Annotated in this window: 18 protein-coding genes; 2 read left to right on the top strand and 16 right to left on the bottom strand. The window is 53.1% G+C overall.

Going from position 1 to position 18,920, the window contains the following annotated elements:
• Positions 1–87 precede the first annotated feature (87 nt).
• Both araA and araD read right to left on the bottom strand, forming a co-directional pair.
• A complete protein-coding gene (araA, locus tag ACKPCT_RS22400) occupies positions 88–1,599 on the bottom strand; it encodes an L-arabinose isomerase (RefSeq protein ID WP_090075285.1) in 1,512 nt (503 codons plus the stop codon).
• Positions 1,600–1,752: 153 nt separating this feature from the next.
• Positions 1,753–2,442 (bottom strand): L-ribulose-5-phosphate 4-epimerase AraD, encoded by a 690-nt coding sequence (gene araD, locus ACKPCT_RS22395; protein WP_319568017.1) that lies wholly within the window; start codon positions 2,440–2,442, stop codon positions 1,753–1,755.
• A 185-nt stretch (positions 2,443–2,627) separates the two neighbouring features.
• Between araD and ACKPCT_RS22390 the strand changes: the two genes are divergently transcribed.
• On the top strand, positions 2,628–2,750 hold the full coding sequence (locus ACKPCT_RS22390) for a hypothetical protein (RefSeq protein ID WP_280141799.1): 123 nt from the start codon (positions 2,628–2,630) through the stop codon (positions 2,748–2,750).
• A gap of 83 nt (positions 2,751–2,833) precedes the next feature.
• On the opposite strand, the gene mmsB is transcribed toward ACKPCT_RS22390, so the two are convergent.
• The 3 genes from mmsB to chvE all read right to left on the bottom strand — a co-directional run bounded on the left by mmsB (position 2,834) and on the right by chvE (position 6,717).
• Positions 2,834–4,045 (bottom strand): multiple monosaccharide ABC transporter permease, encoded by a 1,212-nt coding sequence (gene mmsB, locus ACKPCT_RS22385; protein ID WP_090075265.1) that lies wholly within the window; start codon positions 4,043–4,045, stop codon positions 2,834–2,836.
• A gap of 4 nt (positions 4,046–4,049) precedes the next feature.
• Positions 4,050–5,576 carry a multiple monosaccharide ABC transporter ATP-binding protein gene (mmsA, locus tag ACKPCT_RS22380; RefSeq protein ID WP_090075266.1) on the bottom strand — a complete coding sequence of 509 codons (1,527 nt, stop codon included), beginning with the start codon at positions 5,574–5,576 and terminating at the stop codon, positions 4,050–4,052.
• Positions 5,577–5,664: 88 nt separating this feature from the next.
• Complete coding sequence (gene chvE, locus ACKPCT_RS22375; RefSeq protein WP_090075286.1) at positions 5,665–6,717, bottom strand: multiple monosaccharide ABC transporter substrate-binding protein; 1,053 nt, start codon at positions 6,715–6,717, stop codon at positions 5,665–5,667.
• 321 nt (positions 6,718–7,038) lie between these two features.
• On the opposite strand from chvE, the gene ACKPCT_RS22370 reads away from it, so the two are divergent.
• Positions 7,039–7,344 (top strand): hypothetical protein, encoded by a 306-nt coding sequence (locus tag ACKPCT_RS22370; RefSeq protein WP_319568016.1) that lies wholly within the window; start codon positions 7,039–7,041, stop codon positions 7,342–7,344.
• Between the two features lie 283 nt (positions 7,345–7,627).
• Here ACKPCT_RS22370 and eda read toward each other — a convergent pair whose 3' ends face one another.
• The 11 genes from eda to ACKPCT_RS22315 form a co-directional block, all read right to left on the bottom strand.
• Positions 7,628–8,260, bottom strand: a complete 633-nt coding sequence (gene eda / locus ACKPCT_RS22365) for a bifunctional 4-hydroxy-2-oxoglutarate aldolase/2-dehydro-3-deoxy-phosphogluconate aldolase (protein WP_090075267.1) — start codon at positions 8,258–8,260, stop codon at positions 7,628–7,630.
• 10 nt (positions 8,261–8,270) lie between these two features.
• On the bottom strand, positions 8,271–9,161 hold the full coding sequence (locus tag ACKPCT_RS22360; RefSeq protein WP_407652444.1) for a sugar kinase: 891 nt from the start codon (positions 9,159–9,161) through the stop codon (positions 8,271–8,273).
• Positions 9,162–9,461: 300 nt separating this feature from the next.
• A complete protein-coding gene (gene kduD, locus ACKPCT_RS22355; RefSeq protein ID WP_319517029.1) occupies positions 9,462–10,220 on the bottom strand; it encodes a 2-dehydro-3-deoxy-D-gluconate 5-dehydrogenase KduD in 759 nt (252 codons plus the stop codon).
• A 24-nt stretch (positions 10,221–10,244) separates the two neighbouring features.
• On the bottom strand, positions 10,245–11,705 hold the full coding sequence (locus tag ACKPCT_RS22350; RefSeq protein ID WP_319568014.1) for a tagaturonate reductase: 1,461 nt from the start codon (positions 11,703–11,705) through the stop codon (positions 10,245–10,247).
• Positions 11,706–11,763: 58 nt separating this feature from the next.
• Positions 11,764–13,299, bottom strand: coding sequence for a UxaA family hydrolase (locus ACKPCT_RS22345; protein WP_319568013.1), 1,536 nt, complete (start codon positions 13,297–13,299; stop codon positions 11,764–11,766).
• On the bottom strand, positions 13,296–14,480 hold the full coding sequence (uxuA, locus tag ACKPCT_RS22340) for a mannonate dehydratase (protein WP_319568012.1): 1,185 nt from the start codon (positions 14,478–14,480) through the stop codon (positions 13,296–13,298). The genes ACKPCT_RS22345 and uxuA overlap by 4 nt, the downstream gene beginning before the upstream one ends.
• Before the next feature lie 356 nt (positions 14,481–14,836).
• Positions 14,837–15,661, bottom strand: coding sequence for a 5-dehydro-4-deoxy-D-glucuronate isomerase (gene kduI / locus ACKPCT_RS22335; RefSeq protein WP_090073481.1), 825 nt, complete (start codon positions 15,659–15,661; stop codon positions 14,837–14,839).
• Between the two features lie 116 nt (positions 15,662–15,777).
• Positions 15,778–16,095 carry a cupin domain-containing protein gene (locus ACKPCT_RS22330; protein ID WP_319568011.1) on the bottom strand — a complete coding sequence of 106 codons (318 nt, stop codon included), beginning with the start codon at positions 16,093–16,095 and terminating at the stop codon, positions 15,778–15,780.
• A gap of 9 nt (positions 16,096–16,104) precedes the next feature.
• Positions 16,105–17,385 carry a TRAP transporter large permease gene (locus ACKPCT_RS22325; RefSeq protein WP_090073477.1) on the bottom strand — a complete coding sequence of 427 codons (1,281 nt, stop codon included), beginning with the start codon at positions 17,383–17,385 and terminating at the stop codon, positions 16,105–16,107.
• Between the two features lie 4 nt (positions 17,386–17,389).
• Complete coding sequence (locus ACKPCT_RS22320; RefSeq protein ID WP_244544707.1) at positions 17,390–17,848, bottom strand: TRAP transporter small permease; 459 nt, start codon at positions 17,846–17,848, stop codon at positions 17,390–17,392.
• 118 nt (positions 17,849–17,966) lie between these two features.
• Positions 17,967–18,899 carry a TRAP transporter substrate-binding protein gene (locus ACKPCT_RS22315; protein ID WP_244544712.1) on the bottom strand — a complete coding sequence of 311 codons (933 nt, stop codon included), beginning with the start codon at positions 18,897–18,899 and terminating at the stop codon, positions 17,967–17,969.
• Positions 18,900–18,920 lie beyond the last annotated feature (21 nt).

Below are 18,920 nucleotides of genomic sequence, written 5' to 3'. Positions count from 1 at the left end.
GACAACAAAGGGCGATAGAAATTGAGAAACGAAAAGCCCGACCAATCACTTGGCCGGGCTTTTCTGATTGCATTGAGCCTTCAGCGATTATACGCGAATGCCCTTGGCCAGATGCCAATAGATTTCATTATTGCGCAGCGTCTGCTTGAAATCGGAGATTTTGGTATCGTCGTCAATCAAGGCCAGTTCGATTCCGGCGATGGTCGCAAAGTCTTCCAACATTTCCGCTGTCACATCATAGCTGTAAGCGGTGTGATGGGCACCACCGGCCAAAATCCAGGCCTCACAGGCGGTTTTGAAGTCTGGCTTACATTGCCACACTGCGCGTGCCACAGGAAGCTTTGGCAGGTCCGGATGCTCAACAGAGGTCACCTCGTTGGCAATCAGGCGGAATCGGTTACCCATGTCAATGAGGCAGGCATTGATTGCGCCGCCCTTAACAGAGTCAAAGACCATACGCACAGGGTCTGGCTTGCCACCAATACCCAGTTCATGGATCTCGAGGCGCGGCTTGCTTTCTGCGATGGTCGGGCAGACCTCAAGCATATGCGCCCCAAGAACCAGTTCTTCACCCGGCTTGGAAACATCATAGGTGTAATCTTCCATAAAGGAGCAAGCACCGCTCTTGCCATGCCCCATGACCTTCATGGCACGCACCAGCGCAGGCGTCTTCCAGTCGCCTTCACCTGCAAAGCCGAAGCCCTGCTCCATCATGCGCTGAGGCGCAAGACCGGGCAGCTGATTGAGGCCATGCAAATCTTCAAATGTATGGGTAAAGCCCTTGTAATTCCCCTCTTTCAGGAAGTAGGAAATGGCCAGTTCCTGCCGCGCTGCATCAAGCAGGGAAGACCGCTTGGCACCACCAGCCTGAAGCTCGGGAACCAGCTCATAGGTCTTGTCATATTCGGCAACAAGCGCTTCCACATCGGCATCGGAGAAGTCAGCCATTTTGGCGACCAGATCACCAACCGGCCAGTAATCCACCTTGAAGCCGAAGGCCATTTCGGCAGACACCTTGTCGCCATCGGTCACGGCAACATTGCGCATATTGTCGCCAAAGCGGCAAACGCCAGAGCCCTGCCAATCGTCCCAGGCGCGCGCAGCGCGCATCCAGCTGTCAATCCGATCCTGAACCGCAGGATCGCTCCAGTGACCAACAACCACCTTGCGGCCAATGCGCATGCGCGTATGCAGGAAGCCCGCTTCCCGGTCTCCATGGGCAGACTGATGCAGGTTCATATAGTCCATATCAATGGAATCCCAAGGCAACGCTGCATTGAGCTGCGTATGCAGATGCAGCATCGGCTTAGTCAGCGCGTTAAGGCCGCGAATCCACATTTTGGAAGGCGAAAAAGTATGCATCCACAAGATGATACCGCCACATTCAGGGTCAGCCGACGCCCGACGGCAAACATCCGCAATTTCCTCCCCGGTCGTCGCCACTGTCGCAAATTCGAGCGGCAACACCAGACGCCCGTCTTTGGACAGCCCCTCAACAACCTTACGGGCACCATCAGCCACCTCGGCCAATGTTTCCGGACCATAAAGGTGCTGCGAGCCGCACACAAACCAGAATTTCAAAGGTTTCAAACCAAACATTTCCATGCCCTTTCAATTTTCGACCGGCGTCAGTTGCGCGATGGTCTGGATATGTTTGCGCGAAGGATGCAAAGCCTAAATCCCTCCCCTTTGCGCAAAAAAGCGGTTCCGAGATGCTTAGGCATTTCCCCCCTCGGAACCGCAAGACGGTACCTATTTCTGCCCATACCAGGCATTTTTTCCATGTTTGCGCTCATAGTGATAATCGAGCACATACTGCTCCAATGGCGGTATGGGATTGGTAATCGTTGCGGTGATAGTTGCCATGTGGGCAACCTCTTCGAGCACAACTGCATTGTGCACGGCGTCATCAGCATCCTTGCCCCAGGCAAAAGGCCCGTGACCGGCTACCAAAACCATTGGAACAGCTGCGGGATCAAGCTCTTCAAAGCGTTCAACAATGGCCTCGCCGGTCGTCGTTTCATAATCTCGATTGACCTGTTCTTCAGTGAGAGGCTTGGTGCAGGGCACCGGACCGGCGCAATAATCTGCCTGCGTGGTACCGAGGCACGGGATCTCCCGACGCGCCTGAGCCCAGGCGACAGCATGGCGGGAATGGGTATGCACCACACCACCAATCTGCGGAAAGGCCTTGTAAAGCGTGGTATGGGTTTTCGTGTCAGAAGACGGCTTCTTGCTGCCCCAGACAACATTATTGTCGAGGTCAACAACCACCATATCGTCAGCAGTCATCGTTTCGTAAGGGACGCCCGACGGCTTGATGACAACCAGCCCCTTCTCACGATCGATCGCACTGACATTGCCCCATGTGTAGATCACGACACCGCGGTCATTCAGTTCGATATTCGCGCGAAAAACCTCTTCCCTCAGTTCTTTCAGCATTTGAATGTCCTCCTCAAACCGCCCTATTCGTCACGTGGCTTCATGCGAGCCAGGGCTTATTTTCGAAATGTTACAGCAACCGGAGCACCATTCTGGCCATTCATCTGACCACACCCCTCGACCAGTCCACCTTGAAAATATGGACAGATCCCCGCCAGGCGGTTAGAGGCTATAAGGTTATACTTATGGATTATCTTGCTATCCGCACCAATGAGGCGATTGCTATAAAACAAGCATTTTTCGACTGCACGCCGGATATGGCAAAAATGCTTGCGAAAAGGGCCGAACCAGAAATGTCCTATAGATGATCCGATCAGCGATCCCGAATGTCCCGACATTCTGGAAAAGAGGTGGGCTGCAGGCCAGCCCACCCATTGGTTCACTTGAAGACTTAGCCAGCCTTCTTCTTGTTGTAGACGTCGAAGATAACGGCCGCGAGAAGAACAACACCCTTAATGACCTGCTGCCAATCGATACCGATGGACAGAATGGACATGCCGTTGTTCATCACCCCCATCAGGAAGGCACCGATGATTGCGCCGGTAACCGTACCAACACCACCCGTCGTGGATGCTCCACCAATAAAGACAGCCGCGATAACGTCAAGCTCGTAGCCATAACCGGCTTTCGGGGTTGCCGTGTTGAGGCGGGCGGCAAACACCATGCCAGCGAAGGCAGCCAGAAGCCCCATATTGGCAAAGGTCAGGAAGGTCAACCGTTCAGTATTCACACCGGAGAGCTTGGCAGCTTTCACGTTACCACCCAGAGCATAGATCCGACGACCAACCGTAGAGGATGAGGTCAGGAAGCCATAAGCAGCAACCAGCACAGCGATAACGATCAGAACGTTTGGATAGCCTCTGTAGCCAGCCATGACGTAGGAGAGATAGTTGATGGCGAAGACGATAAGAAGATTCTTCAGCACAAAGAAGGCAAATGGCTCTTCCAGATTACCGAACTTGGCACGCTCCTTACGATCTTTCCAAGCAGAATAAATCAGGAAGACACTCAGGACGATCCCGAGAACAACCGTCAGCATGTGCGGACGACCAACACCGAACAGGTCAGGAATGAAACCCGAGCTCAGTTTCTGAAAGCCGGTCGGGAACGGGCCGATGGACTGACCATTGAGCAGCGCCAGCGTAAGACCGCGGAAACTGAGCATACCAGCCAGCGTCACGATGAAGGCCGGGATCTTGTAATAAGCCACCCAGAAGCCCTGCAGAGCCCCAATCGCGGTACCGACAATCAGGCACACGATGATCGTGACCACATAGTTGATCTCGTAATTGACGATCATCACGGCAGCGAGAGCGCCGATAAAGCCCATGACCGATCCGACCGAGAGGTCAATATGACCAGCAACAATAATGAGCAGCATACCAATCGCCATGATGACGATGTAGCTGTTCTGGAGAATGAGGTTGGTCAGGTTGAGCGGCTTCATGAGAATACCGTTGGTAACAACCTGGAAGAAGATCATAACAGCGATCAGGGCAATCAAAAGGCCGTATTCGCGTACGTTTGACTTCAGATAACTGGCGACGCTGACAGTTTCACCTGCGTCAGAGTTTGCCGGAGACGGGTTTTCCACCTGTGACATTGTTTCAGCCTTTGTCCTTGATGATCATCCGCATGATTTTTTCTTGCGAAGCTTCCTTCGTAGGCATTTCGCCAACCATTCTGCCCTCGTTCATGACGTAGATCCTGTCTGTCATGCCCAGCAGTTCTGGCAATTCCGAAGAAATGAAAATGATACCCTTGCCCTCTTGAGCGAGCTGGTTGATGATCGCGTAAATTTCGTATTTGGCATTCACGTCGATACCGCGCGTGGGCTCATCCAGAATGAGCACATCCGGGTTCGCAAACAGCCATTTACTCAAAACGACCTTCTGCTGGTTCCCACCAGACAAGTTGACCACCTGCTGCATCAAACTGGAGCATTTGGTGTTCAGCTTCTTCTTATATTCAAGACCAACACGGGTTTCCGCATTGTCATCGATGACGATGCCCTTGGAAACACCTTCCAGATTGGAGAGCGTTGTGTTGATTTTGATGCTGTTCTCAAGAACCAGACCATATTCCTTGCGGTCCTCGGTCACATAAGCCAAACCATTTGCAACAGCCTTGTTGATCGTACTGACGTCGATCGGTTCGCCACGCAATTCAACTTGTCCTGAAATTTTCTGGCCATAGGCACGACCAAAAAGACTCATCGCAAGTTCTGTTCGACCTGCGCCCATCAAGCCGGAAATCCCGACGATCTCGCCTGCACGAACATTGAAATTGACATCGCGGATCAAGTGACGGTCAGCATGCACCTGGTGGTAGACATTCCAGCCCTTCACCTCGAGCAGCATGTTGCCGATTTCAGGAGTCCGCTGGGGAAAGCGGTTGGTCAGTTCACGCCCGACCATGTCCTTGATAATTTTATTTTCCATTTCCTCGGTTTTGTCACAGTCCAGCGTACTGACGGTCTGACCGTCGCGCAACACTGTGATCTTGTCCGCAACCTTCACAACCTCATTGAGCTTGTGCGAGATCAGGATTGAGGAAATGCCTTTGCTTTTGAATTCGAGCAGAAGCTGCAGCAGCGCTTCACTATCCCGCTCGTTCAGAGAAGACGTTGGCTCGTCGAGAATAAGTAGCTTCACTTCCTTGGAGAGAGCCTTGGCAATCTCAACCAACTGCTGCTGACCCGTCCCCAGGTTCGTAACCAGCGTGCCTGTTGGTTTGTCCAGCCCGACAATCTTGAGCAGCATCTCTGCTTCAGAGTGCGCTACAGGCCAATTGATGACCCCTTTGGTAGCCCGCTCGTTGCCCAGGAAGATATTCTCGGCGATTGACAGAAGAGGAACCAGAGCCAGTTCCTGGTGAATGATGATGATGCCCTTTTCTTCACTGTCGGAGATGGTGGCGAATTTCTGGGTTTCTCCGTTATAGACGATATCCCCTTCATATGTGCCATAGGGATAAACGCCAGAGAGAACCTTCATCAGGGTTGACTTGCCTGCGCCATTCTCACCGACCAAGGCATGAATTTCACCTTCGCCGACCGTCAGGTTCACATCACTCAAGGCCTTTACACCCGGAAAGGTCTTGGTGATTCCTCGCATTTCTAAGATGGTGTTCATGTCAGCCTCAAGCAAACAGTCTCTTTATTGTTCTTGAAGAACGGATGGAGGGGGTGAGACTTTCCACCTCCCTCCCCCGGGAGGACCCTTACTTGATCTGATCCATGGTGTAGTAACCGCTGTCGATCACGATTTTTTCCCAGTTGGAAGCATCGACAGGAACTGGTTTCAGAAGGTAGGAAGGAACCACTTTGACGCCGTTATCATAGGTTTCGGTGTCATTGATTTCTGGTTCGCCACCTTCGAGCAGAGCATTCACCATGCCGACAGTCACGCGAGCCAGCTCACGGGTGTCTTTAAAGATGGTGGAATACTGTTCGCCAGCCAAAATGGATTTGATTGACTGAACTTCTGCGTCCTGACCGGATACGATTGGCATTTTCATGTCGCCAGAACCGTAACCAACGCCCTTGAGCGAGGACAGGATACCAATGGACAGACCATCATACGGAGCCAATACGCCGTGTACGGTTTTGTCAGTGTAGAAGGCGGAAAGCAGGTTATCCATGCGAGCCTGCGCAACAGCACCGTCCCAACGCAGGGTACCAACCTTGTCCATGCCGAACTGTTCGGAAGGAACAGCAATGCTGCCATCGTCGATCAGTGGCTGCAGCACAGACATTGCGCCGTCATAGAAGAAGTAAGCGTTGTTGTCGTCCGGAGACCCACCAAAGAGCTCTACATTCCAAGGTTTTGCATCCGGGAAGCGTTCTTTAAGACCTTTCACCAAGCTGGAAGCCTGCTGTACGCCAACCTGGAAGTTATCGAAGGTTGCGTAATAGTCAACGTTGCCAGAGTCACGGATCAGGCGATCATAAGCGATCACTTTGATGCCGGAGTCTGCTGCCAACTCAAGAGCGCCGGACAGGGTCGTACCATCGATAGAAGCGATAACGAGAACGTTGACGCCCTTCAGGATCATGGTTTCGATCTGACGCAGCTGGTTAGCGATGTCGTCTTCTGCATATTGCAGGTCAGTCTCATAGCCAGCATCTTCAAATTGCTGTTTCATGCTGTTGCCGTCAGTAATCCAGCGTGCGGATGACTGAGTAGGCATTGCGATACCAACATATCCCTTATCTGCAGCTACAGATGGGGAAGAGGCGAATGAAGCGCCCAGAGCCAACGCCATGGCCCCCATCGTCACTGTGTTGAAGAGTTTTCCAAGTCCAAGCATGTTGTCCTCCCTTGCTTGAAAACACGTAAGGTGCAAATCCGCGCCACACGGAGCGAGGCGCAAATCGAGCGGATCGAGGGAAGCAAAGCGTATACGGATAGTACTGGGAAAAGCAGCCTAGAGTTGCTTAAGCAAATTTCGGGCATAAAAACCCGCATCCAGCACAAGCGCGCCAGATCACCTCCCAATTCAGGCACCATTCCGGCAACCTAAAATCCTTCAATCCTCCGAGACCTATATTTCAATGAAAAGCCAACTTTGGAAAGGAGGCATTTGGTCAAAAACATGGATGATTTAGCTTTTTTGATCGATTACCAGCCCGCAGCATCATTTTACAATGTTACAGGTCTCACCTCATCACAAAGTCAAGCAGCCAATAGTATGATGGTAGAGAGCATGTTTAAGAGGGCGCAATACAAAGATAATCGCAAATTCTGCGATAAATCGCGGATTTTAGAAAATAATTCAAATATAAGAACAGGATCCAAGCGCCCAATAGATACTATAAGCATCGTCATGATTTTACATAAAGGCGACAATACCAACGTCAGACGCCCTTATGACCAATACAATCACAACAGAACATCATAATACTCGCAGCAAAAATATCGCTTTTCGCGCCAACAAGACATGCAATATGCCGCTTAGCGACAAGAAAGCCTGCCTGATATATGCACAAAAAGGGCGCACATAGCAGACATGCACAATAGATAGCCCTGACAAACAGGCTCAGAGAATATATTTTTTTCGTAACATGAATTAAATATCAAGACAAGTTGCAGCCCCGACGATGTTACAAAATGCAACAAAAAAGCCACTCGGAATAATTGTATCCGAGTGGCTAAAATTGAAAGTGCTTAAATTTAAAAGGCTTTTAGGCCTGACCAAGCTTGCTCGCCGCTTTAGCGCGTTCAGCAATGGCATCCCAGTTCTTGGCATTCACATCGGCCAGAGGGGCAATCCAGGTGCCACCCACAGCGAAGCAGTTCTTCTGGGAGAGATATTCTTCAGCATTCTCAGGCTTCACACCTCCGGTCGGGCAGAAGCTGATATCGCCAACCGGGCCGGAAACTGCCTTGAGCATGCCAACGCCACCAACGATGCTGGCCGGGAACATTTTCAGCTCCTGAAAGCCTGCTTCGCGCAGGGTCATCATTTCGCTCACGGTGCCAGACCCTGGCAGGAATGGCCAGTCAGTTGCCTTGAGAGCGTTGAGCAGGGTTTCTGACGTGCCCGGAGACACACCGAAATGTGCGCCGGCATCGATGGAAGCCTTGAGCTGCTCTTCAGACAGGATGGAGCCAACACCAACGATGCAATCCTTCACTTCGTTGACGATTGCCTTGATGGCATCAAGAGCTGCCGGCGTGCGCAGGGTCACTTCAACGGCAGGCAGGCCATTGTCGACAAGGCAGCGAGCCAGAGGAACAGCATCCTCGACATTCTCGATGACAACAACAGGGATGACTTTGGCACCTTTACAGATGCTGGAAACCAGATCACGCATGATCGATCCTTTACTTAACGCGGGTCCAAACTGATTTATCGATGATGGCGCCCGGGTGCATGATGACCTGCCCCGCAACACCGTGAGCCGTTTTTGCGGCTTCTTCTTGAGATCCACCCAGAGCACGCTGGCCCAGATACCCCGCAGCAAAGGAATCCCCTGCGCCCGTTGTATCCTTCGGCTTCAGCTTAGCAGCTGGCGGAACATTCTTAACCTCTTCACCGGTGAACAGAAGGCAGCTTGAAGCGCCTTCCTTGACCACCACTTCACCAGCACCATAGCCCTTCCACTGCTTGGCAATGTCCAGACCGTCGGCCTCACCCCAAAGCGCCACATGATCGTCAGCGGTTACCAGAGCGAAATCGCTCACCGAGGCAGCGCGCTCGAAAGCGGCGCAGCAAACAGCCGAATCCGGCCACAGTTTTGGGCGATAGTTAGGGTCGAAGCCCACTTTGACCTTGTCCTTGACCTTGCTGATCGCATCGAACAGAGCTGCCCGCTGCGCTTCATCAAGAATAGCCAGAGTGATACCAGAGAAATAAATGACATCAAACTGTTCCAGCAGTGCCGCAATCTTGTCGACAGACCAACCGGCAAACATCTTCTTGGCAGCAGCATCATTGCGCCAATAGGTAAAGAAGCGTTCGCCCGTGTCATCATTCTCGATCATATAGAGACCGGGATTCTTGTCGTCCACCACGGTGACCGAATCCGTCAGGATGCTCTCTGCTTCCAGCGCCTTGCGGATGCCTTCGCTCATCGGGTCAACACCAAGACCGGTAATATAGGAAACCTCGATCTCGGGTGCAAATTGCCGGGTCAGGTAGGCGGCGGTATTGAAGGTGTCACCAGCAAAACCCTGTTTGAACAGACCATCACCGGCGGGAGCCAATTCAATCATACATTCGCCGATACAGGCGATTCTGACAGCTTTCGTCATATACAAGCGCCGGAGGAACTCCGGGCCTCCTCGAGCGTGTCCTTCGCCTCTCATCAAGCAGGCGGGCACGCCTTGTTTCAGTGATTATACCATCTTGTGCAACGCAAGCATCCCACAAAATGCCCAAGCCAAACAAGGCCGCGCTGAACGCGCGGCCTCCAAGACCAAATCCAGTTCTTGCAAAAGAAGAACTAGACTAAAGTTTACTCAATCGCGACTCTTTTCTTCAGAAAAGTCGATAACTTTTCATCAAAAAAAGCCCTAGCGCGCTAGCCAGCCGCCATCAACTGCAATGGTATAGCCATTGATATAGGAAGAAGCAGGCGACGACAGGAACACGACCGGACCGGCCAGATCGGATGGCAGGCCCCAGCGGCCAGCAGGGATACGATCAAGAATTTCCTTGCTGCGAGCGGCATCTTCGCGCAGAGCCTGCGTGTTGTTGGTGGCCATGTAGCCCGGAGCGATGGCATTCACATTGATGTCGTACTTGGCCCATTCGTTGGCCAGCAGACGGGTGACGCCCATGACACCGGACTTGGATGCCGTATAGGAAGGCACGCGGATACCACCCTGGAAGGACAGCATGGAAGCGACATTGACGATGTTGCCGCCTTCACCCTGAGCCACAAACTGCTTGGCAACAGCCTGCGACAGGAAGAATACTGATTTGATGTTGATATTCATCACATCATCCCAGTCCTTCTCGGTGAACTCGATGGCGTCTTCACGACGAATGATGCCTGCATTATTGACCAGAATGTCGATACGACCATATTCGGCAACCGTTTTGGCAACAATATCAGGGATATCATCCATTTTCATGAGGTTGGCGCGGATATCAAGGAATTTGCGACCAAGACCTTCGATCATGTCCTTGGTATCGGATGGCTCAACGATATTGACACCCGCAATGTCGCAGCCCGCTTTGGCAAGACCAACAGCCATACCCTGACCCAGGCCGGTATCACAGCCGGTTACAATGGCAATTTTACCAGAGAGATCAAATTGTTCTTTCATCATATTGACTCCATTTACTATTCGTTATGCGTCAATCCACTGCACCAGACGATCCAGAGTAAATGGCTCGTTGGTCAGGAATGCATAAGCTTCTGAGACGGCAGCGACGAGGGTGTCACTTGCCAGAGATTTCCCCCAGATACTTTCTTCGCCAAGGTAAGCCTTGACCATTGCCTCAACACCTTGCGCTTCTTTCAGCGCACCGATTTCAGCCATCTTGGCGATCACGTCTTCTGCATCGCGTGGTGGCAATTCGGCACTGCCTTCAAAGGCACCGGTATAGAAAGCAAGCCATGCGGCCAGCGACAGGCTCATGCAACGCGGCGCCTTGCCGGTTGCTGCCATGGCGCTTTCAAAGCGTGGCAAGTTGCGGGTATGGAACTTGGCCAGACCATTCAGCGAGATATCGTACCAGCGATGCACGATGAACGGGTTGGCAAAACGACGCAGGACCTCGGCACTGAACTCGTTCAGTTCTTCGCGGGGCAACGACAGATATGGGATGATTTCCTGCTCAAGCATGGTGTTGAGGAAGCCGCGCGCGGCCTCGTTGTCCATAGCTTCCTTCACGGAATTGGTGCCAGACAGCAGCGCCAACGGGCAAAGACCGGTATGGGCACCATTGAGGATCGCCACCTTGCGTTCCTTGTAGCCGTCAGCATTTGGCACGATCACCGTGCCCGCATCCTTCTCCGCCATCGGCAGGCAAAGATCAGGCTTGCCTTCGCGCTGCTCAATCACGAGGAAGTGGAACAGTTCGCCGGTTACCATCAGAGGATCAAGATAGCCCAGTTCCTTCTCGATATCGGCTGCTTCATCACGCGGATAGCCCGGCACGATGCGGTCAACCAGCGTGTTGAAGAAGGCATTCTTGCTTTCCAGCCAGCTCATGAAATCTGCACCCAGATCCCAGTCCTTGGCATGCTGATGCACGCATTTTTCCAGCTCATCGGCATTGTGGTCGATCAACTCGCACGGCAGGAAGTGGAAGCCCGGAGCATCGACGCCGCCGCATGTGTTGAAGCGTTCCAGCAGCAGACGGGTCACCTTGGCCGGATAGGAAGCCGGTGGCGTGTCCGTTGCCTTGCAATCGGCATTGTAAACGATGCCGGCTTCGGTGGTGTTGGAGACCACGGCCACAAAGTCGGTGTTACGAGCCAGCGCCAGAACCTCGTCCCACTGTTTGACAGCATTCAGTTCACGACGAACGGCTGAGATGAGGCGGGCATCAGACACAGCCTCTCCATCCGGGCCAACGCCACGGGAGAGAACCGTGTAAACACCATCGCTGTCATTGAGCGAAATCGGCACACCGCCATCAATCGGGCGGACAATGACGACGCCATAGTCACTGCCGCAATCTTCATTCATGCGATCGATTTTCCAATCCATGAAGGCTCTCAGGAAGTTGCCCTCACCAAACTGGATGATCCGTTCTGTCGGACGAGCCCGGCCTGCAAGATTGCTCTCATTCACGCGTTGCATTGAAGTCTTTCCTTTTCATAATCTTTATTCTGTATCCATGGGGTGGAGAGCAGATGCCTTACATCATCGCCCCGATTTGCCATGGTACAAATTCATATTCACCCAGCCCCAGACGCTCGGATTTTGTTTTCTCGCCTGACGCCACCGCGATGATATAGTCGAGCATTTCCGCGCCCTTCTCTTCCAGAGACACGCCTTTTGAGAGGACATCACCACAGTTGATGTCCATGTCATCCGGCATGCTTTCGAACAGATGGTCGTTGGTGGCAACCTTGATGGTCGGAGCCGGTTTGGAACCGAAGGCAGAACCGCGACCGGTGGTGAAGACCACCATATGCGCACCACCGGCAATCTGACCGGTTGCACAGGCCGGGTCATAGCCCGGCGTATCCATATAGACGAAGCCCGGCTTGGTCATCTTCTCGGCATAATCATAAACGGCGGTCAGCGGCGTTGAGCCGGACTTGGCTGTCGCACCGAGGGATTTTTCCAGAATGGTGGTCAGGCCGCCAGCCTTGTTGCCCGGGCTCGGGTTATTGTCGAGACTGCCATCATTGACATCGACATAATGTTCCCACCATTTGATCTGATTAATCAGTTTGTCGGCAATTTCCTTGCTCTCGGCCCGACGCAGAAGAAGCTGCTCGGCACCATAGATTTCCGGCGTTTCAGAAAGAATGGCCGTAGCCCCCAAGCCAGCCAGCATGTCGGCGGTTTTGCCCAGAGCCGGGTTGGCGGTGATGCCGGAAAAACCATCAGAGCCGCCACACTGCAACGCAATCTTCAACTCGGAAGCCGGGCATGGCTCACGTTTGACCTTATTCACCGCAGGCAACAGCTCACGCACCTTGGCCTTGATGGCTTCGATGGTCTTGCGGGTACCGCCCACTTCCTGAATGGCAAGGCTATGGAACTGTTCCATCACTTCGCCATTGTCGGCATCAAAGCGCGATTTCATACGCGCCATTTCCATCATTTCGCAGCCAAGCCCCACGAACACGGTGGCGCCCACATTGGGATGGGTCGCATAGCCCCAAAGCACACGTTCGAGCACCTCCATGCTCTTTGTGCCACTCATGCCACATCCGGTACTGTGGGTCAGCCCGACAATGCCGTCAACATTCTCATATTCATCGAGAATGCCCGAAGCAATCAGCTCCTGTGTGGCATGTTTGATAACCGTGGCCGAGCAGTTCACCGTTGCCAGCAAGGCGAGGAAATTGCGTGTTCCCACTTCGCCATTCTTGCGGCGATAGCCCATAAAGGTGCGCGGCTCCATGGTCGGTATGGCAGCCTTGGCCTTTTCCAGATCCAGCCCGACCTGATAGTCCTGCCCATGATCGGAAAAGGCAAGATTGTGGGAATGCACATGGTCACCGGCTGCGATATCCTGCGTTGCGCGGCCAATGACCTCGCCAAACTTGATAATCTCTTCGCCCTTCTTGTGATCCTTGCGCGCAAGTTTATGCCCGGGGAAAACATTGCTCGCCAGCGGCGCACCAAGACCCAGCGGATCATCGCCAGCCTTTGCGCCAGCCGGAAGGATCGCAATCGTATCCGCCGGATTGAGAATAATGGGTGCTGATTTACTCATGCAGAAGCCCTTTCATGAATTATACCGGCCATCAGGCCCCGGAGTTCAGCCAAGCCACGCATGCGCCCTATCAGGGGATAGCCCGGATGCGTGTCCCGATGATGATCATCAAGCAGCTCGTGTCCGTGATCTGGCCGGAAAACGATATCGGCATCGGCTCTGCCTTCTTCCTGGCGCCGATTTTCTTCATCAAGGAGATGTGCAACAAGCAGAGCCATGTCGGTGTCGCCTCCCAGATGTGTGGCTTCCTCAAAGGAGCCGTCGGCAAATTTTCTGACATTGCGCAAATGGGCAAAATGGATCTTGTCGGCAAAGCGCTTTGCAATGGCCGGAACATCATTATCCGGATGCGCGCCAAGAGATCCCGAGCAGAGCGTCAGGCCATTGGCCCGGCTTTCATGCGCGGAGAGAACCCATGCAATGTCCTCTTGAGTGGAAACAATGCGCGGCAAGCCCAGAATATCCCGGGGCGGGTCATCCGGATGCACGGCGAAACTGAGACCGAGATCCTCGGCCGCAGGAATGATTTCATCAAGAAAACGCTTGTAATTGGCCCGCAGGCCATCCCGATCGATACCCGCATAGCCTTTCAAGGCTTCCTTGAGCTGCTTGATGGTGTAGCGATCATAAGCCCCGGGCAAACCGGCCATGACGGACGTCATCAGACGCTCCCGCTTGCTCTCATCAGACAAGGAAAACCAGACACGCCCGCGCTCCAACGCATCTTCGCAATAGTCTGTTTCGGCGCCTTCGCGCTCAAGCATATAGACCTCGAGCGCGGCCATGCGTGCCGCATCAAAGCGCAAACAGCTTCCGCCCCCATCGACAGGCGCCTTAAGGTCGGTGCGCGTCCAGTCCAGAAGAGGCATGAAATTATAACAGATGACCTTCACACCCTCGGCGGCCAGATTGGCCATCGACTGGCGATAGTTGGCAAAAAGTTGAGAGAGGTCCCCCTCTCCTTTCTTGATCCGCTCATGGATCGGCAAGCTTTCCACCACCGGCCAGCGAAATCCGGCCAGCTCGATGCTCTTGCGCATCTTAACGATGCTTTCCCGCGGCCAGACTTCGCCATAAGGGACTTCATAGAGGGCAGATACGATATCTGTGGCTCCAGTTTGCGCAATCTCGGACAAGGAGATGCGATCAAACGAGCCATACCAGCGCCAACCTTCTTTCATTTCAAGTTCCTGACTTAACCAAGGCCACGGCCGCCATCAGGCGGCTTGAAGGATTGAAAGAGCGCACCAAACGCTCCCTGTCGCCACCAAGGGGACAAGAACGCGTGCTTAAAACACTCTCGATTACAGTATCGGCACCACCCTGTTGGCAAACAAACCAGCGCCATAACCTATTGATGGAATTGTCGTTTCCAAACCAAATGGCACAACATGCTTACCATCTGCCCCATTCCGGCGGGAAAGATCTACACAAATGAAAAGGCCTGCCGCATGCTTTCACCCAAATGGCTGTCTTTTCATTTGCATGGCGCTGGCCAGCGCACCGGCCAACTCCATTTCTTGAACAGTCCAGCGCTCTAGCGCAGATCTTCCATAGCAATGAAATCCATGTCGGTATAATCGACATTGTCTCCAGCCATCGCCCAGATGAAGGTATAGCTGCCAACGCCCGCACCGGCGTGAATGGACCATGGCGGAGACACAACCACATCTTCATTCTTCAGAACCATGTGACGCGTTTCATTGGGTTCACCCATGAAATGCATCACGCGGGTGCTCTCTTCCATGCCGAAATAGCAATAGGCTTCCATGCGACGATCATGCACGTGGGCTGGCATGGTGTTCCAGACGGAGCCCTGATGCAGCTTGGTGTAACCAAGAATCAGCTGACAGGATTCCATGACCAGCGGATGGATGAACTGATAGATCGTGCGCTCGTTGGAGGTTTCCGGTGCCCCCATATGCACGCTCTTGGCATCCTCGATCTTGATCAGTTTGGCTTCCAGCTCTTTGTGCGCCGGAGCGGAGGTGATGTAGAAACGGCCCTGACCGGCAAAGGTCACCGCGCCTGCCCCTTTGGGCAGATAGAGAACGTCACCATGATCCAGGCTGTAGTCGACGCCTGCGCAGGAAACACTGCCGCTATCCCCGATATTGACGATGCCCATTTCGCGGCGATCCAAAATGCTCGGCGTGCCGCATTCCTTGACCTCATCGAGCAGCAAAGACCCACCATTGGGCACAGCGCCCCCTACGATCATACGATCATAATGGGTATAGGTGAGGCGGATTTCGCCCTCGGAGAAAAGCCCTTCAGACAGAAAATTGTCTCTTAGAGCCTGAGTGTCCATACCCTTTGCATGGTCTGCATTGACGGCATGAACGGTTTTCACTGTAAGCATCAAACTATTCCTTATTGTCTGGGCAAGGCACCGCAAGAGCGCAAAGCCCGGTCGTTCAAAGGGAAGCCTCTCCGGCAAACCAGGTCATGAAAAGCATGCTGGAGAAGCGATCTCGGTCAGAGAAAGTCGTCCCGGCGCGGGGTGAAACAGTCGATGAGCGTGCCCGGCTCAAGGCAAACACACCCGTGCGTCGCATCAGAAGGGATGACAAAGCTGTCACCAGGCCCGACTTCAAAGCTGTCCTCACCAATTGTGAAACGGAACCGTCCCTCTTTCACAAAGGTGGACTGGACATGGGGATGGTTGTGGAGGGCACCTTCTGCGCCCACCTCTTTGAATTGGAAAGCCACCACCATCAGTTCAGGACTAGACGCAAGCACCTGTCTCGGGGTCGCGGTATCTTCACCAACAACGGGAAATGACTTTACATACATTTTGCTCTCCTAGTGGAACAGGCTTGGTAGCCAGAGAGAAAGGAACGGGACATAGGTCACCAGCATCAACACGCCAAAGGCAGCGCCATAGAATGGCCAGATGGTGCGAATGACTTCCCAGACAGGGATCTTGCCCACCGCACAGCCGACAAACAGAACCGTACCAACCGGAGGTGTACACAGGCCGATACCAAGGTTAAGGATCAGGATCACGCCGAAATGGATCGGATCGACACCAAAGGCAGTGGCAACCGGAAGGAAGATCGGCGTGGTGATGACGATCAGCGGCGACATGTCCATGAAGGTACCCAGCATCAACAGCAGCAGGTTGATCAGCAGCAGAATGACAAGCGGGTTGTCAGAGATATGCTTGAGGGTTTCAACCAAATGGGCAGGAATGCGTAGATAGGCGAGCAGCCAGCCAAACGATGCAGCACAGCCAATCACCAGCAGCACCATTGCCGTGGTACGCACGGCAGATTTGCAGGTTTCAACAAACTCCCTGAAGCCCATGGTGCGATAGGCAAACACGGTGACCAGCACAGCATAAACCGCAGCGATGCACGAACTTTCCGAGGCAGTGAAGATACCGGAGCGGACGCCACCGAAGATGATTGCAATCAGCAGAATGCCCGGGAAGGCATTGATGAACATGCGACCAAGTGCGCCCCAACCGGCAAATGCCTCGGTCGGGTAACCCTTTTTCTTGGCCACAAAATAGGCTGTGATCATCAAACCAAGTGCCAAGAGCAAACCAGGCAGAATGCCTGCGGTAAACAGGTCTGCGATGGACAATTTGCCACCAGCGGAAATGGAATAGATGATGAGGTTATGGGACGGCGGCAACATCAGAGCGATCAAAGCCGCAAGCACGGTCACATTCACACCGTAAGAGACGTCATAGCCGCGTTTCTTCATCTGTGGCACCATGATGCCGCCAATCGCGGTCGCATCAGCTGCAGCTGACCCGGAGATACCACCAAACATCACGGACGCCAGAATATTCACCTGACCAAGACCGCCACGTATGTGTCCCACCATGCCGCCAGCCAAATCGACCAGCCTTCGCGCAATATCGCCGCGCACCATGATTTCACCGGCAAAGATAAAGAAGGGAATTGCCATCAGCGCGAGCACGGAAACACCGGCGGTCAAACGCTGAAAAACCACGACAGGGGGAATGCCGAGATAGATAATGGTCGCAAAGGATGCGACACCAAGACAAAAAGCAACGGGCGTGCCGATAAGCAGCAACACCACGAAAGAGCCGAAAAGAATCCAGGTTTCCATCCAACTACTCCTCAATTTCCGTTTCGCCGAAGCGAGCAGTCGGAAGACCGGCAGCGCGGCGCGCAAGGCGCTCTAGCGAGAAAAGGACCACCAGAAAACCGCCAACAACAAGCGGCATGTAATCGATCGCACGAGGCAAGCCCAGCGTCGGAATCTTGATATGCCAGCCAGAGTTCATCAATTCTCCACCATACCAGACCATACCGGCACCAAACCCGATCACAACAAGATCGGAGAGCGTGAAGAAAACGGTTTTAACCTTGTCGGGGACAAAAATAAGCAGCACGTCAAAACTGAGGTGATTACCCTCGCGAATACCAACCGCCGCACCAAGAAAGATGAACCACGCCATCAACACGATGGACACCGGCTCGCTCCAGACGATGGAATCATTCAGCACGTAGCGCACGAAAACCTGAGCAGCAGTAAAGGCGGTCATCATGACCAGACCCAGGCTCGCCAACCAAAGTGCTCCAGTGGACAAGCTGCCCATTATGCTGGCTATTGTTTTAAGTTGATTTTGCACTTTATTCTCCGCGAAACAGCTCATGGCGCAAAGCGCCATGAGCCGTCATCAAGAGTTAGTCGGTTGCGCGAATGCGTTTTACGAGGTCTTTGAGTTTGTCAGAGGTGACATGTTTTTCGTAAACAGAATCCATGGCATCCATGAATGGCTGTTTGTCGATTTCGGTAATGACATTAACGCCAGCTTCACGAACTTTTTCCTCGGAAACCTTCTCACGAGCAGCCCAGAGCTCACGCATTTTCGGCGTAGAGTCTTTGGCAGCCTGTTTCACCAGAGCCTGATCTTCAGGGCTCAGTTTGTCCCAGGAGATCTTGGACATCACCAGAACTTCCGGCACGATCAGGTGCTGATCGAGGGTATAGTTCGGAGCCACTTCGAAATGGCCTGAAGATTCAAAGGAAGGCCAGTTATTTTCAGCACCGTCAATCACGCCGGTCTGGATGGAAGAGTAAACTTCACCATAAGCCAGAGGTGTTGCGTTGGCACCCAGAGCAGACATCATGTCGACGAAGATATCGGACTGCATGACGCGGATCTTCATACCTTTGAGATCATCAATGCTCTTGATCGGCTTGACGCTGTTATAGAAGCTGCGCGCGCCGCCATCATAATAGGTCAGACCAATAAAACCCTCAGATTCAAAGCCTTTCAGGATGTCTTCGCCAATCGGGCCATCAACAACGCGGTGCATGTGATCGACGCTCTTGAAGATATAAGGCAGGGAAACCACTTTGGTTTCTTCAACGATGTTGTTGAAAGGACCGGTTGATACGCGGTTCAGATCAATCACACCGAATTTGGTCTGCTCAATTGAATCTTTTTCCTCCCCCAGCTGAGCAGAATGGAAAACTTCAACACAGATGCGGCCGTCAGTACGCTCTTTGAGCAATTCGCCCATGTATTTTACGGCCTCAACAGTCGGATATCCATCAGGATGGGTATCGGAAGACTTGAGGGTAATTTCACAGGCAGATGCAGTTGCGATCATTGCAACGCTGGCAACCAGTGC

The sequence above is a fragment of the Cohaesibacter marisflavi genome (assembly GCF_963665895.2).
Taxonomy (GTDB): domain Bacteria; phylum Pseudomonadota; class Alphaproteobacteria; order Rhizobiales; family Cohaesibacteraceae; genus Cohaesibacter; species Cohaesibacter marisflavi.
This window is presented reverse-complemented; position numbering and strand designations above follow the sequence as displayed.

Bases quoted from the DNA above. Each gene is read 5' to 3' on its own strand.
- araA (WP_090075285.1), bottom strand. From the start codon at position 1,599: ATGTTTGGTTTGAAACCTTTGAAATTCTGGTTTGTGTGCGGCTCGCAG.
- araD (WP_319568017.1), bottom strand. From the start codon at position 2,442: ATGCTGAAAGAACTGAGGGAAGAGGTTTTTCGCGCGAATATCGAACTG.
- ACKPCT_RS22390 (WP_280141799.1), top strand. From the start codon at position 2,628: ATGGATTATCTTGCTATCCGCACCAATGAGGCGATTGCTATAAAACAA.
- mmsB (WP_090075265.1), bottom strand. From the start codon at position 4,045: ATGTCACAGGTGGAAAACCCGTCTCCGGCAAACTCTGACGCAGGTGAA.
- mmsA (WP_090075266.1), bottom strand. From the start codon at position 5,576: ATGAACACCATCTTAGAAATGCGAGGAATCACCAAGACCTTTCCGGGT.
- chvE (WP_090075286.1), bottom strand. From the start codon at position 6,717: ATGGGGGCCATGGCGTTGGCTCTGGGCGCTTCATTCGCCTCTTCCCCA.
- ACKPCT_RS22370 (WP_319568016.1), top strand. From the start codon at position 7,039: ATGGATGATTTAGCTTTTTTGATCGATTACCAGCCCGCAGCATCATTT.
- eda (WP_090075267.1), bottom strand. From the start codon at position 8,260: ATGCGTGATCTGGTTTCCAGCATCTGTAAAGGTGCCAAAGTCATCCCT.
- ACKPCT_RS22360 (WP_407652444.1), bottom strand. From the start codon at position 9,161: ATGATTGAATTGGCTCCCGCCGGTGATGGTCTGTTCAAACAGGGTTTT.
- kduD (WP_319517029.1), bottom strand. From the start codon at position 10,220: ATGAAAGAACAATTTGATCTCTCTGGTAAAATTGCCATTGTAACCGGC.
- ACKPCT_RS22350 (WP_319568014.1), bottom strand. From the start codon at position 11,705: ATGCAACGCGTGAATGAGAGCAATCTTGCAGGCCGGGCTCGTCCGACA.
- ACKPCT_RS22345 (WP_319568013.1), bottom strand. From the start codon at position 13,299: ATGAGTAAATCAGCACCCATTATTCTCAATCCGGCGGATACGATTGCG.
- uxuA (WP_319568012.1), bottom strand. From the start codon at position 14,480: ATGAAAGAAGGTTGGCGCTGGTATGGCTCGTTTGATCGCATCTCCTTG.
- kduI (WP_090073481.1), bottom strand. From the start codon at position 15,661: ATGCTTACAGTGAAAACCGTTCATGCCGTCAATGCAGACCATGCAAAG.
- ACKPCT_RS22330 (WP_319568011.1), bottom strand. From the start codon at position 16,095: ATGTATGTAAAGTCATTTCCCGTTGTTGGTGAAGATACCGCGACCCCG.
- ACKPCT_RS22325 (WP_090073477.1), bottom strand. From the start codon at position 17,385: ATGGAAACCTGGATTCTTTTCGGCTCTTTCGTGGTGTTGCTGCTTATC.
- ACKPCT_RS22315 (WP_244544712.1), bottom strand. From the start codon at position 18,899: ATGATCGCAACTGCATCTGCCTGTGAAATTACCCTCAAGTCTTCCGAT.